The sequence below is a fragment of the Sphingomonas sp. IC4-52 genome (assembly GCF_020707225.1).
Lineage (GTDB): Bacteria > Pseudomonadota > Alphaproteobacteria > Sphingomonadales > Sphingomonadaceae > Sphingomonas.
This window is the reverse complement of sequence record NZ_JAJFEU010000001.1, coordinates 1,032,735-1,046,297: the sequence shown is the minus strand read 5'-3', so window position 1 is coordinate 1,046,297 and position 13,563 is coordinate 1,032,735. Positions and strand designations below refer to the sequence as shown.

Annotated in this window: 15 protein-coding genes; 6 read left to right on the top strand and 9 right to left on the bottom strand. The window is 62.4% G+C overall.

All coding sequences use genetic code 11. The annotated features are described in order from the left end of the window. Window positions 1–76 precede the first annotated feature (76 nt). The 4 genes from LK535_RS05165 to LK535_RS05150 all read left to right on the top strand — a co-directional run bounded on the left by LK535_RS05165 (window position 77) and on the right by LK535_RS05150 (window position 4,213). Window positions 77–472 (top strand): response regulator, encoded by a 396-nt coding sequence (locus tag LK535_RS05165; protein ID WP_227770780.1) that lies wholly within the window; start codon window positions 77–79, stop codon window positions 470–472. A 100-nt stretch (window positions 473–572) separates the two neighbouring features. After that, on the top strand, window positions 573–2,423 hold the full coding sequence (locus LK535_RS05160; RefSeq protein WP_265334078.1) for a PAS domain S-box protein: 1,851 nt from the start codon (window positions 573–575) through the stop codon (window positions 2,421–2,423). Then, window positions 2,420–3,043 carry a response regulator transcription factor gene (locus LK535_RS05155; RefSeq protein WP_227770778.1) on the top strand — a complete coding sequence of 208 codons (624 nt, stop codon included), beginning with the start codon at window positions 2,420–2,422 and terminating at the stop codon, window positions 3,041–3,043. Before LK535_RS05160 ends, LK535_RS05155 begins: the two co-directional genes overlap by 4 nt. Before the next feature lie 366 nt (window positions 3,044–3,409). Beyond that, window positions 3,410–4,213, top strand: coding sequence for a universal stress protein (locus tag LK535_RS05150; RefSeq protein ID WP_227770777.1), 804 nt, complete (start codon window positions 3,410–3,412; stop codon window positions 4,211–4,213). Between the two features lie 153 nt (window positions 4,214–4,366). Here the strand turns inward: LK535_RS05150 and LK535_RS05145 are convergent, their stop codons facing one another. The 4 genes from LK535_RS05145 to LK535_RS05130 form a co-directional block, all read right to left on the bottom strand. Next, a complete protein-coding gene (locus LK535_RS05145) occupies window positions 4,367–5,365 on the bottom strand; it encodes a methyltransferase (protein WP_227770776.1) in 999 nt (332 codons plus the stop codon). Window positions 5,366–5,488: 123 nt separating this feature from the next. Then, window positions 5,489–6,619 carry an acyl-CoA dehydrogenase family protein gene (locus tag LK535_RS05140; RefSeq protein WP_227770775.1) on the bottom strand — a complete coding sequence of 377 codons (1,131 nt, stop codon included), beginning with the start codon at window positions 6,617–6,619 and terminating at the stop codon, window positions 5,489–5,491. A gap of 40 nt (window positions 6,620–6,659) precedes the next feature. Continuing rightward, window positions 6,660–7,028 carry an EthD domain-containing protein gene (locus LK535_RS05135; RefSeq protein WP_227770774.1) on the bottom strand — a complete coding sequence of 123 codons (369 nt, stop codon included), beginning with the start codon at window positions 7,026–7,028 and terminating at the stop codon, window positions 6,660–6,662. 33 nt (window positions 7,029–7,061) lie between these two features. After that, entirely contained in the window at window positions 7,062–8,318 is a 1,257-nt protein-coding gene (locus tag LK535_RS05130; protein WP_227770773.1) for an acyl-CoA dehydrogenase family protein, read from the bottom strand. Between the two features lie 75 nt (window positions 8,319–8,393). On the opposite strand from LK535_RS05130, the gene LK535_RS05125 reads away from it, so the two are divergent. Then, the gene (locus LK535_RS05125; RefSeq protein WP_227770772.1) at window positions 8,394–8,930 is read left to right on the top strand and encodes a lipocalin family protein; all 537 of its coding nucleotides are present in this window, start codon (window positions 8,394–8,396) and stop codon (window positions 8,928–8,930) included. A gap of 51 nt (window positions 8,931–8,981) precedes the next feature. Here the strand turns inward: LK535_RS05125 and LK535_RS05120 are convergent, their stop codons facing one another. After that, window positions 8,982–9,491, bottom strand: a complete 510-nt coding sequence (locus LK535_RS05120) for a MucR family transcriptional regulator (RefSeq protein WP_227770771.1) — start codon at window positions 9,489–9,491, stop codon at window positions 8,982–8,984. 512 nt (window positions 9,492–10,003) lie between these two features. Here LK535_RS05120 and LK535_RS05115 point away from each other — a divergent pair. After that, the gene (locus tag LK535_RS05115) at window positions 10,004–10,789 is read left to right on the top strand and encodes a thioesterase family protein (protein WP_227770770.1); all 786 of its coding nucleotides are present in this window, start codon (window positions 10,004–10,006) and stop codon (window positions 10,787–10,789) included. 58 nt (window positions 10,790–10,847) lie between these two features. On the opposite strand, the gene mnhG is transcribed toward LK535_RS05115, so the two are convergent. The 4 genes from mnhG to LK535_RS05095 are packed head-to-tail and all read right to left on the bottom strand — an operon-like array spanning window position 10,848 to window position 13,562. Further along, window positions 10,848–11,186, bottom strand: coding sequence for a monovalent cation/H(+) antiporter subunit G (gene mnhG / locus LK535_RS05110; RefSeq protein WP_227770769.1), 339 nt, complete (start codon window positions 11,184–11,186; stop codon window positions 10,848–10,850). Next, the gene (locus LK535_RS05105; protein ID WP_227770768.1) at window positions 11,183–11,464 is read right to left on the bottom strand and encodes a K+/H+ antiporter subunit F; all 282 of its coding nucleotides are present in this window, start codon (window positions 11,462–11,464) and stop codon (window positions 11,183–11,185) included. The genes mnhG and LK535_RS05105 overlap by 4 nt, the downstream gene beginning before the upstream one ends. Further along, window positions 11,461–11,949, bottom strand: a complete 489-nt coding sequence (locus LK535_RS05100) for a Na+/H+ antiporter subunit E (RefSeq protein ID WP_227770767.1) — start codon at window positions 11,947–11,949, stop codon at window positions 11,461–11,463. The genes LK535_RS05105 and LK535_RS05100 overlap by 4 nt, the downstream gene beginning before the upstream one ends. Beyond that, a complete protein-coding gene (locus LK535_RS05095) occupies window positions 11,946–13,562 on the bottom strand; it encodes a monovalent cation/H+ antiporter subunit D (RefSeq protein WP_227770766.1) in 1,617 nt (538 codons plus the stop codon). Before LK535_RS05095 ends, LK535_RS05100 begins: the two co-directional genes overlap by 4 nt. Window position 13,563: the final 1 nt, after the last annotated feature.

Below are 13,563 nucleotides of genomic sequence, written 5' to 3'. Positions count from 1 at the left end.
AGAGGACGACTGACATGATAAAGGGGCGATCCGGCGCGCATGATGCACTCGGGCATGTTTTCGCCGGTAGTTTGCCATGTCGATGACCGCTTCCGGTGACGCTGCGCGAGATCTTAGGCGCGTCGTCTTGCTGGTCGAGGACGAAGATGCGGTGCGCCGCTCGCTGCAGCTGTTCCTGACCGGCCGTGGGTATCATGTGCGGGCCTATTCGGCGGCCGCAACCCTGCTCGCCGACAAATCGCTGGATGGCGCGGGCTTGCTCGTCGCGGATTATCGGCTTCCGGACAGCAGCGGGATCCGCTTGCTGACGACCATGCGCCAGCGCGGCTGGCGCGGCCGCGCGATCCTGATGACCGGCCACGGCTGCGAAGAGCTGGAAGGCCTGGCGCGCGAGGCTGGGTTCGAGACCTTGATGGGCAAGCCGCTGCGACACCAGCAACTGCTGAGCGCGCTGGAGGGCGGCGAGCGCTGACACCAGGCGCGGAGGTGCTATCAGCATGATGAATGCGCCGGGCGGCTCCGGTGTTGATATGGCGTGTGGAGCTTAAGTGGCGGCATTCTGGTCCGGAAAGATGCAGCGCGATGTTGCAAGGTTCGGTGTTGCCGTGCTTGCCGTGGCAGCCGCGCTGGCGCTTCGTCTGGCGCTGGACCTGTGGCTGGCAGGTACGGCGCATTACCTGCTTTTCACCGCGGCGGTGGTCGTCGTCGGCGTCTTTGGCGGTGTGGGGCCGGCGGTTTTCGCCACGTTGTTGGCGACGCTGGCTGCGCAACTGCTGGGCGGGCCCGGCGGTGCCGCCCCGCTGGTCGAGCTGCTGGCATTCTGGGGCACGTCGGCGGTCCTGATCTGGGTCGCCAGTCACATCAGCAAGCTGCGCCGGGCGTCGGCCGATAGTGAACAGCGAGCGACGCTTCGCGCTGAAGAGGCCAAGGAGTTGGCCGACGAGCTGAATTTGCTGATCGACGGTGCCACCGGCTACGCGATCTACATGCTCGATCCCGATGGCCGGGTAACGCTGTGGAACCGCAGCGCGGAGCGGCTGAAGGGCTGGTCCGCCCAGGAGATCGTCGGCGAGTCCGCCGAGCTATTCTATCCGGCGGCGGCGCGCGCCGCCGGCAAGCCAAAGCAGGATCTGGAAACGGCACGCCAGCACGGCAAGCTGGAAGAAGAGGATTGGCGGATCCGCAAGGATGGATCCGAATTCCTCGCCCATATCGCGCTGACCGCCCTTCACGATGCATCGGGCAAGCTTCGTGGATTCGGGAAGGTGATCCGGGACGTGACGGAGCAGCGCGCCCGTGAACGCCAGCTTCTGGCCAGCGCCAATCAGTTTCGCTCCATCCTCGCCACCGTACCCGACGCGATGATCGTGATCGACGACGTTGGAGAGATCCTGTCGTTCAGCGCGGCGGCGGAGCGGCTTTTCGGTGTCAGCGAAGCGGAGATGCGTGGTCGAAATGTCAGCATGCTGATGCCGTCGCCCGACCGCGAAAATCATGATCGCTACATCGCCCGCTATCTTGCCACGGGCGAACGTCGGATCATCGGACGCGGGCGAACGGTGGTGGGGCAGCGGCGGGACGGCACCACGTTTCCGATGGAATTATCCGTGGGTGAGGCGATCACGGAAGGAGAGCGGATCTTCACCGGCTTCATCCGTGACCTTTCCGAAAAGCAGGCGGCCGACGAGCGGATCGAGGCGCTTCGTGCCGATCTGATCCATGTTTCGCGGGTCAGCGCGATGGGCACAATGGCCTCCACGCTGGCGCACGAGCTGAACCAGCCGATCACAGCCGTTGCCAACTACGTTCGCGGAGTGAGGGACCTGCTGGAGCAGCCCGATCCGGAAGATTTCCCGATGATCATCGAGGCGCTGGATGATGCGAAGAACGAAGCGCTTCGCGCCGGCCATATTGTGCGCAGGCTGCGTGAGTTCGTGGCGCGCGGCGAGGTGGAACGAAGCGTCGAGGATCTGCCCGCGCTGATCGAGGAAGCGTCGAAGCTCGCGCTGATCGGTGCCGGCGAGAAGGGCGTCGCCGTGTCGTTCGATATCGATCCGCAAGCGTCGCCCGTGCTGGTGGACAAGGTGCAGTGTCAGCAGGTGCTGATCAACCTCATGCGCAATGCGGTGGAGGCGATGGAATGCGCCCCTGTCCGGAAATTGCAGGTGGCGACTTCCCAGGCACCGAAAGCTATGGTGCAGGTGACGGTTGCGGACACCGGGTCGGGCGTGCCCGAGCATGTGGCGGCCAACCTGTTCAGCGCCTTTAACAGCTCCAAGGCTGACGGCATGGGGCTGGGCCTTTCGATTTGCCGCACCATCGTGGAGGGGCTCGAAGGACGGATCTGGATGGAGCCGCGCGAGGGTGGGGGAACCCTGTTCCACTTCACCCTTCCGCTGGCCCGGGCGGAGGAGGACGAATGAGCGACGCACGACTGATCCACATCATCGACGATGAAGACGCGGTGCGGCGCTCCGCGAGCTTCATCCTGAAGACGTCGGGTTACGCCGTGAAAGCCTGGCGATCGGGTGTCGAATTCCTCAAGGAAGTGCGGCACGTTGATCCCGGCTGCATCCTGCTGGATGTTCGGATGCCGGAGATGGACGGGCTGGAGGTTCAACGCACGCTGCAGGAGCGCGGCGTGACGATGCCGGTGATCATCCTGACTGGCCATGGCGATGTGGGGACTGCCGTGCGGGCGATGAAGCAAGGAGCGGTCGATTTCATCGAGAAGCCGTTCGAGAAGGAGGTCTTGATCCGAGCAATCACGGCCGCCTTCGAGAGGCTGGATGCGATCCACCACGCCGATAGTCGGGCGGAAGAAGCCGCCGTCATCATTGCGGCGCTGACCGCGCGCGAGCGCGAGGTTCTGGATGGCTTGGCCCAAGGCCTGCCCAACCGGACAATTGCGTACGACATGGGAATCTCGGCCCGCACTGTTGAGGTTCATCGCGCGAACGTCATGGCCAAGCTGGGCGCACGAAGCCTCTCCGAAGCATTGCGCATCGCCTTTGCGGCGGGTCTGGGCACGGAAAAGGCCTGAGGTCTTCCTGTTCGAACACGAGCCGGTGTTGAAAGGTTGGCGACGTACCGAACGCTGTTTCGGAGTGGCTGGATCTCAAGCGATCAGAGCGACGCGGATGACGGCGCTTGCCGCCTTTCTTGGTCTCGGCTCTGCCGAGTCGCGCTGTCAGGCCGAGCAATAACGCGATCGTTCTGCTGCTATAAAAGTTGTCGCAGTCATCCCGTCGAGCGCGGATCGGCTAACTCGCTGAAACACCAAAGATGATCGGCGGATCATCGGCAGCACTCCCGACCGGTGCTTCTCCCGTTTCTACGTACCTTTGCTAATGGGGAGCGAAGCACGCATTCCGTACCGAAAAAGCCAGTTACAATGACGGAGGTTGCCATGAGGAACGTGCTTCTGCTGATCCACCACGACCGGGGTCAGGAAAGCCGCTACCAAGCCGCGCTGGATGTCACGCGCGCGATTGGTGGGCACCTGACCTGTGTCGATCTGACGATGATCCCGGAGTTCGTCGGTGACTATGTTGGCGCGACCGGTGCGATCCTTGCCGACGAACAGGCGGATGAAGCGGCCAACAAGACCCGCATGCTGGCACGTCTGCAACGCGAGGACGTCTCCTTTGACTGGATCGACCGTACCGGCTTCACCGCCCAGACGATCCGCGACCATGGCGGCCTCTCCGATCTCGTGGTGTTGAGCTGCAGCGGGGGCGGGCAAATGTCAGAGCAGATGAGCGTCGCAATCGGCGACACGTTGCTGCAGGTGGGCAAGCCAGTCCTTGCGGTGCCGATGAATGCACCGCGCTTCAATTTGTGCGGCCGGGCATTGGTGGCGTGGGACGGTTCCGACGACGCGGAGGCAGCCTTGCAAGCTGCCGCGCCGCTGCTGAGCAAGGCGGAGACGGTCACCATCTACCATAACGAAGATGGATCACTGCGCATCCCCCCCGATGACGCGGCCCGCTACCTCGCCCGCCATGGAATTGAACCTATCATCAAGAGCGAGCCAGCGGGATCGCGCCGCCCCGCCGAAGCAATTCTGGCAGAGTGCCGAAGCGGGGGGCACGACTGGATCGTGATGGGAGCATATGGACGCGGGCGCGTGATCGAGGAGATTTTCGGCGGGGCGACCCGATCGATGCTGAAGGAATCGCCGGTGCCGCTGTTCCTCATGCACAAGCGGTAGGCGTGCAACGAAACCATAATTCCTGCGCGTCCTCGCGGCGCGCGGGCGTTGGAAATCATTGGTGCCGTCAAGCGCCCTGATCACACCCCTCGATGCTAGGGGGAACCGGGGCCGCAACCCTGATCGGCGGGTGAGCGCCGACCAAGCGTCAAATCACGCCTCCTGCTTGCGGGATACACAAAGGCCGATGGCGGCGATCCGGTCGACCTCTGCATATGGCTCCTTGTCCAGTTCATCGCCGAAGATGTCTGGATCGAGCACGCGATAGTCATAGTCGAAGCCGTCGGTCGGCATCGCTTCACGCAGCGCCTCGCGAACCACGTCGCGACCGCCAACGATCGAGACACCGGTGTGCATGATGAAGCGCCCACCAGGTGCCAGCTTGGTGATCGCGGCAAGCGTCCAATCCAGAGAGAGCTTGCCGCCGTACAGGTCTCCCCCATCGCGGTAGGCGCGACGATCTGGATCGATCATGAAGGGCGGGTGAGTGACGATAAGGTCGAACGGGCCGTCAACATCTTGCGGTGTCTGTGCCAGGGCGGTTTGATGATCGATCTCGGCGAAGGTCGCGTTTACTGAGGCGAGCGAGAGTGCCTTAGGGTTGATGTCAGCCAAGGTCAGGCGTGCATTGCCATGCAGCGAAGCGGCGACAATCCCGCCGACACCTGCGCCGGCGCCATAGTCTAGGATCCGGGCGGTGGAGGGCAGGCCCGACAGATTGCGCGAGATGTAATCGGCGAACCGGTAGCTGTCCGGCCCGAGGAATATGGAGTCCTGCTCCTGCGTCGGGAATCGCGAGTGCACGAACAATTGGCCGAAGACATTCGACACCCGGATTGCGGCTTTCACCAGGCCATCGGGGCGTCGCTCGAGGAGGGCTGCCCGCTCCAGAGCGTGAACGATGTCCGACGGAAGCCGGTCCGCATCACAGGGGAGCGACCAGCCGAGCAGATCCGCCGTGGTGGCGCCAACCTGGCGATCGGGACGCTGCAGTACGCGGCTGTGCGATGCAGGAGTTGGCGCGATGAAATCATAATTTTCGTCGCGCAGTCGAGCGAGCAGGTCGAGCAGGGCGGCCCGAGGTTCCTGACCGGCCACAAGTGGAACGGAATCACGGCCTTCGACAAGCTGGCTGATCTGCGTTAAGTTCATGATTTTACCCGGCCAATTACGTCCTGACGTCATTGAACCGGGGGATGCCGCCTTTGTTCCGGTTAGAGCGACCGAGGTGCGGGATACCGCGCGGTTCCTCCGGTAACCGCTCGCACTGAGTGGTCAGGCCGCGGTTGCACGCAGTAGAGATGGTGCTGCGCTGATTGCCATGTAGCGGGCGAGATGATCCTCGCTGGTGCCGAACAGCCCTTCGATAACCGTAGCACGCTTGAAATAGTGTCCGACCGCCAGTTCCTCCGTCATGCCCATGCCCCCGTGAAGCTGGACTCCATTCTGGCCAACGAAGCGGCAGGCCTCACCGACGAGAACCTTCGCGCCGGAGATCGCAAGCGCGCGCTCACGCGGCGGTGCGCTGAGCTTCATGGTGGCGAGATAGGTCGCGGACGTTGCAGCTTCGATCTTCATGAACATGTCGACCATACGATGCTGAAGCGCCTGGAAGCTCGCGATCGACTGCCCGAACTGCCGGCGCTGGCGGGTGTAGGCGATCGTGTCGTCGAGAATACGGCGCATGATGCCGAGTGCTTCAGCGGCGAGCGCGACGATGGTTGCGTCGGTCGCCGCTTCGATTGCTGTGGCCGCGCTGCCGGACAGGGTGACAATCTGATCAGAAGGCACCACTACGCCCTCCAGCCGAATGTCCGCCGCGCGTCGCCCGTCGATCGTACGATACGGGTGAAGCGCGACGCCCGAACCATCCGGATCAACGGCGAACACGGCCGGGCCGTCTGGCGTATTGGCGCTGACCAGCAACGTGGTTGCCCATGGCGCACCCATAATCATGGACTTGGCGCCGCTGAGGCACCAGCCATCCGACACCGGTTCGGCCTGCATGTTGGCGGGAGATGTCCCCAGCCGCGCCCCTGGCTCGGTGTCGGCGAAGACGACGATCGCTTCGCCCGTCGTTATTCGATGCAGCAACCCGGTGGCGGCCGCTGTGCTGCTGGTACGGAGCAGGGTTGCGCTGGTGATCGCCGTTTCCAGGAACGGTTCGGCCACCAAGGCGGCGCCGAGTTCCTGCATCACGACCAGCAGGTCGAAGGGGTCCGGTGCTTCCGGGCCCGACAATCCAAGGATACCAAGCTGATCCACGAAGCCGTGCCAAATGGCTCGATTGCGACCGTCTTCCGTTGCAACGGCCGCTTGGCGCGCGGCGAGATCGTGATGATCGCGCAGATAGCCGGATAGAGATGCGCGCAACTGTTCCTGCTCGGGCGTAAAGCTGAAATCCAAGCGGCCTCTCCTTATGCCTTATCCGCTGCTTTGCGGCCGGTCAGATGACGTGATTTTCGCGAACCCAGAACAGCGGCGACTGCGACAGATCAATGAAGTTGCGCTCATCTTCCAGCAACCGGCGGCCAGCGTCTCGTGCTTCCTTGCTGTCGTTCACCGCGACCAGATCATCGATGCTGTCCCAGTGCAGCTCCGCAACACCATCATATGGTGGCACCGTCGCGCCGCGAGCAGCCACCGGCCCAGCGAGTTGCGGATGTTCGAAGCTGTGACTCTGCACATAGCGGCGGATCCGCAGCAAGGGCCCCAGTTCCGCCACCAGGGGTGCATGGCGTTCACGCCAATAGGTTTGAAATTCCTCCAGGCTTAGCTCCGGAAGACGGCGAAGACAGAAGATCATTTTGATCATGAGTTCTCCGGTTCAAGCCTGCTCCAATGCCGTTCAGGCAAGCGATGCATTGGCACGATCGAGCGCGCGCCAGACAATCGTCTTCTGGATCTCCGTTGCGCCGCCGTAGATCGTCTGCGCCCGTTCGAAGAGGTAGGATGCGGTTCGTGGCACCGCAAAGCTGGCGACCTCGGGCGCCATGTCGCGCCAATCGGCGTGGGTTCGATCGGCCACGACTGCGCGGTCGCGGCCGGCGAGCTCGACCCACAATTCGGTAATCTCCTGCGCGAGTTCCGTGCAGGCGATCTTCAAAGCGGAAACGGCGGCAGGAGCCGCATCTCCGCAGAGTACCCGAAGCACTGACAGTTCGACTGCGTTCAACCTGATTTCCGCGAGCGCCAGGCGACGCGCAAACAACGGTTCCTGTGCTATGTTTTCCGCGAAGCTGCCGGCAATGGTCGCCGCCACACGGCGAAGCTCGGCCAAATCGGCGCGCTTGCGTCCGATATGAGCATAGGACACTCGCTCGGCAGCAAGCAGCACGTTTGCGTAATGCCAGCCTTTGCCGGGCTCACCGATCATGTTCGCCGCTGGCACGCGCACGTTGTCAAACTCGACCCGGTTCAGTTCATGTGATCCGTCGATCGAGATGATCGGATGCACGGTGATGCCAGGCGTGCGCATGTCCGCGCAGATCATCGAAATGCCATCCTGTTTGCGCTCGCACTTTTCCGTGCGCACCAAACAGAAAATCCAGTCGGCCCAATGTGCGCCGGACGTCCAGATCTTGGTGCCGTTGAGCACGTAATCTTCCCCGTCGCGGACCGCGCTCATCCCCAGGGAGGCGAGGTCGGATCCAGATTCAGGCTCCGAATAACCCTGCGCCCACATGGCGCGTGAGTTCAGGATGTCGGGCAACCAGCGTGCTTGTTGTTCCGGCGTACCGTACGCGCAGATGATTGGGCCGATATAAATTACCGCCATCGGAATGATCGAAGGCGCACCAGCCAATTCCAGCTCTTGCTCGAACAGGTAGCGCTCGACCGGTGACCAGCCTGGTCCGCCGTGCTCCGCTGGCCAACCAACCCCCAACCACCCCTTTGCATTCAGCGCGCGTTGCGAGCGGACGTGATCTTCGCGCGATAGCTTTCGCCCTTCCCGAACAAGGGCAAGCACGTCTTGCGGATACTCGTTCTTGAAGAACTGTCGGATTTCGGCAGCAAACGCCTGTTCGGCAGGGGAGAGCGATAGATCCATTGCCGTAGCGTCATCCACATGGCGCGGAGCGTCAACAGCAACATTCGCGGACATTCGCGCGTTGCGGTCCAAGGCGGCCGGAATGTAGCCGGCTCCGACAAGTGAGAGAGTAAGATGAGAAAGGTTGTAGTGGCCGCGGCGGCGATCGGTATACCCGTGTTGCTGGCGGCTTGTGTTTCAATACCAAGCCCCGGGCCAGTAGGTAACAGATCTGTTCCCGAGCCAGCCAAGTCTGTGGATTTACAGCAGTATATCGGCCGCTGGTACGAGCAATTCCGTTACGAGGCATCATTCCAGAAGGGAATGGAGGCGGTCACCGCCGATTATTCCCGCAATCGCGACGGATCGATCCGGGTAGTCAATCGTGGCCGAAAGGGAGGCGTGACCGGCAAGGAAAAATCATCCACCGGCAAAGCAAAAATCGTCGATGAGGCCACCAACGCCAAGCTGAAGGTGTCCTTCTTCGGACCGTTCTATGGTGATTATTGGGTGCTGGATCACGGCGATCGTTATGAATGGTCGATCGTAGGCGAACCGTCTGGCCGGTATCTCTGGGCGCTCACTCGTGAGCGAAACCCTGATGCGACGATGATCAAGATGCTTGAAACTCGCGCGCGCGAACTCGGCTACGATCTATCGCTCGTCCGGCGGACGCAGCAGCCGTGATCGAGGCATGATCGGACCGGCGCGATTGTCCCGGTCCGATCATGGGTCAGGTCATTCCTCCGTTACTGCATCCCCGTTCTTCGACTTGCGCGCGCGGCGAGCCGCCCCCTGTTGGTCGGGGGACTTGGTGATCTTGGTTCCTGGCTTGCGCCCAAGACCGAGCTTCTTCGCGACGGCGCGGCGTGCGGCAGAATAGCCCGGCGCCACCATCGGATAGTCAGGCTTCAGGCCATAACGCTGGCGGTAATCTTCAGGGGTCAGGCCGTGCGCATTAAGGTGCCGGCGCAAGCTGCGGTACTTTTTCCCGTCGATAAGGGAGACGATGAAGTCCGGATCCGCGAGGGACTTGCGGATGCTGACCGCAGGCTTGTGTTCCGGAGCCTCTGGCACCTCAGCTTCCTCGGGAGCTGCGCTCTTTCCGAGGTTCCGCACCGCTTCATACATGGATGCGAGAACGCCGGGGACATCGTCAGGGTTAACGCGCGTGTTCGGATTGGCAAGCCAAGCGATGGTTAGCTCAGTTGCCAAGAGGGTGCTGTCGTCGTCAGGCTTATCAGTCATAGCTCTTTCTACCGGATGATGCGCAAGCCGGGAAGTACGGACTTACACGGTATTGGAGTTTAATAGACATTGATACTGGTGCGACGAATCTTGATGCTGGGGTGACACCTCTGTCACTTTTGAAGGATCGTGAATTCCGCGACCCAAACAAAAAACCCATACTCGTTATACTTTTTGATGGGGTGGGATGAATTGGCCTAGTCCGCGCAGCATTCGTCTTCACCAATAGCCATCTTGAAGGGTTGTCAGCAGGGTTGGCCGGGGCGCGGCAACCTCGGCAACTGATCTGTCCTTCAAAAGGCGCCGAGTGTTGTTCCCGGACACTTTGTCCGTTCGTTGCTAGGGTATTGTTTGAAAACAACATTGTTGACGCCGGTGCTGCGCTTACAGGGACAAGGGGCTGACGACAGATCCGCGGCTTTCTCGTGTCAGAAGCGGGTGCGGATTGCGCGTTGCGCACGCCGGCACTGGGCCAGTAAGTGCCCGCCCTCGATGACAAAGGAGGAGCGCCGGTGAGCAACGCCATTTTCGTACGAGAAGGAACGGCTTTTCTGGCGACGCCCTTTGCCGCGGGGCCGTGGCACCCTGAACTCCAGCACGGCGGCGCGCCATCAGCCTTGGTCGCATGGGCGGCCGAGCAGGTGGAAACGGCAGTTCCGATGCGGGTTGCTCGGGTGACCGTGGAACTTTTGCGTCCTGTGCCCGTGGATCGGCTGGAGGTCGCGACTGAGGTGATCCGAAACGGGCGAAAGATCCAGCTTGTTCAGGTCCAGTTGCTACATGAAGGCAAGGAAGTCACTCGTGCCAATGTGCTGCGGGTGCGGGTGGCTGACGAGCCGCTTCCTGCCGGATCACAGATGCCTCGCGCTACCAGTTCCCCTGATGACGTGGCGGAAGACGACCAGTTTCGCGATAGCCTCCCGGGCGCCGTGAACTTCGGCGCCAATTTCGACATGCGCCGCATAAGAGGCGGCTTCCGTCAGCTCGGCCCAGGGCAGGTCTGGTTTCGTCAGCATCGGCCACTGATCGACGGCGAACCGCTTTCTCCGGTGGCGCGGGCAATGGCAGTGGCCGACTTCTCGAACGGGATCGCTCCCACTCTCCCATTTGACGAGTGGACGTTCATCAATGCTGACCTGACCGTCAACTTCGCGCGCACACCTGTCGGCGAGTGGCTGTTTTCCGACGCAGAGACCTGGGCCGGTGAGGATGGCGCTGGGCTGGCGATGACCCAATTGTCGGACGAGCAGGGGCCGTTTGCGCGTGCGGTGCAATCGCTGGTGCTGGAGCGCCGCTGATCTGTCAGGCTGTCCCCGCATAGCGATGTCGACCGGTCTGGGCTGCTGGCGCTGAAGTTCAGGCCGGCGGGTCACGTTCGCTTTCCACGCGATCGCGATAAAGCGCGGCGCGGGCGAGAAGCATGAATGCCACTGGCGTGGTGGAGGTGATCAGCACCGCGATCAGGATCTCGTGGACGGAAACTCTCGACCGAAGAACCGAGAAGCAGACGATCGAGGCGGTGACGATCAGCATCATGCCCAGCGAACTGACCAGCGTGGGCGGGTGAATACGATCATAGAAGGTGCGCAGACGGACCAACCCGACAGACCCGACCAGCGCGAAGCCAGCGCCGAGCAGCGTCAGAAGACCCACGATAATGGCGGCCCATGCGGGCAGGTCCGGTGCCTGGTTCATTCGATCACCTCGCCGCGCATGAGGAACTTCGCCAGGGCCACCGTGCCGACAAAGCCAAGCAGCGCGATGACAAGCGCAGTTTCGAAGTAGATCGTGCGACCTGTCTGAATCCCGAAGGTCAGCAAGATCAACATCGAATTGGTGTAGAAGGTGTCGAGCCCGAGGACACGGTCCTGCGCACGCGGTCCGCTGATCATGCGGTACGCGGCGCACGCGATCGCCAGGCCGAGCATTACCTGCGCGGCGGTGATCGCCCAGGCAAGATAGGTCGTCGTCATTCGCCGAATATCTCGATCAGCCGCGCCTCGTAACGCTGTTTGATGACGCGGACCCAGCGTTCCTCGTCCACAAGATCCAGAACGTGGATCAACAGCATGCCTTGGCGTCGATCGAACTCCACCCACATCGTGCCGGGGGTGGCAGTGATGATGATCGCCAGCACGGCGAGGGCGTGACGATTGGTGAGTGCAATCGGCACGCTCATGAAGCCGGACGTATAGGGACGGCGGCGAGCGACGACGATCGCCGCGACGGCGAAGTTGGAGCGGAGCACGTCCGCGAGCACTGCACATGCCAACGCCACAATGACGCGCAACCGGGCGACCCGATGTCGTTCGGGCCGCAAAGCGTTCATCACTCCGCCCCCGAGGACCGCGACAGCGGCCCCCAGCAGGATCTGTCCCGGCGAGAAAGACTGCGTGAGCAGCAGCCACATCACGAACAAGCCGCCAGTGATCAGCGGATGCGGGAACCAGCGCCTCATCGCGTTTTCGCCGACGAGGTGACGCGCTGAGCGCCGAGCACGGATTCAATATAGCCCTGTCGATCTCCCAGCGAATTCCCGGTCCGCTCCATGTAGCGCATCGCGGGCCCGGCGAAGATCATGAGCGCTAGGCAAACGGCGAGCAACGCGCCGACCGGCAGCGCTTCGGTAAGCCGCAGGGCAGGCGGTGGCCGTTCCGATGGTGTCCAGATCAGATCGATGCCGGCCCGGGTCGTGGCAATCAGAGTGGCCAGTCCGGAGCCGATGATGAGGGCGATCAGCCACCAGACCGGCGCACCAATGCTGTCCCGAAGGTTAAGCAAGCCGTCAATGATCGCGAACTTGGCGATAAAGCCGGAGAGCGGCGGCAGGCCGGCGATCAGCAACGCGCAAAAGGCGAACCCGCCGCCCAGCAGAGCGATCGTGGCAGGTATCACGATCCCGACTTCATTTTCCTGTTCCTCGGTCACCCCGGTATATTCATCGTCAAATACTGGCTCGGTAACGGTGCGCGCATCCGCCTCACGCCGTTCGACAAGCTCGATCAACAGGTAGAATGCGGCGATGGCGAGGGTCGAACTGACCAGGTAGAACAGGGCGCCGCCCAGCACTGCGCCTTCGCCAGCGCCGATCGTCGCCAACAGAGTGCCGGCGGAAATGAGCAGCGCATAGCCAGCCACTCTCGACAGCGTTCGCGCGGCCAGCATGCCGATAGTGCCAAAGGCTAGCGTCGCTATGCCCCCGAGCAGCAGCCATTCCTCCCCGAAATTCGCGGTCCAGCCGGTGTTGTGACCGAGCAGCAGGAGGTAGACCCGCAGAACCGCGTAAACGCCGACCTTGCTGAGGATGGCGAAGAGGGCGGCCACTGGCGGCGCTGCCGCCGCATAGGTGCGCGGCAGCCAAAGACCCAACGGCCACATCCCTGCCTTGATCAGGAAGGCGATCCCCAGCACGGCCATCCCGCTCTGCAAGAGGCCGATCCCGTCCTCCGCCTGAGCGGGGATGCGCGCGGCGAGGTCGGCCATGTTAAGCGTGCCTGTGACCCCGTAGATCAGCGCTGCACCGATCAGGAAGAGCAAGGACGCGGCCACGTTGATCGAGACGTAATGGAGCGCTGCTTTCACTCGCGCCTCTCCCGAGCCGTGCAGCAACAAGGCAAACGAAGCCGCGAGTAGCACCTCGAAGAAGACGAAGAGGTTGAAGAGGTCCCCTGTGAGAAACGCGCCGTTCAGCCCCATCAACTGGAAAAGGAACAGGGCATGAAAACGGGGGCTGGCCCGATCCCAACGGGCAAAAGAAAAGACGAGGCAGCTTAGGCCAAGAACCGCCGTCAGCACGAGCATCAGGGCCGACAGCCAGTCGAGAACGAGCACGATACCAAACGGCGCTGGCCAATTGCCCACCAGATAAGCGGTGGTAGCGCGCGCGCCGCCGAATCCCCGCGCCGCCACTTGGCCAAGGAGCAGGATCGCAATGGCCAGCATCGCCGACGTGGCGACGAGCGCAATCGATCGCTTGGCGATCAAGCGGCGTTCGTTGAGCAGGAGCATCGCTGCCCCCGCAACGAGCGGAAGGAGGATCGGCGCGATGATGAGATGCTGAGAGAAAGGCACG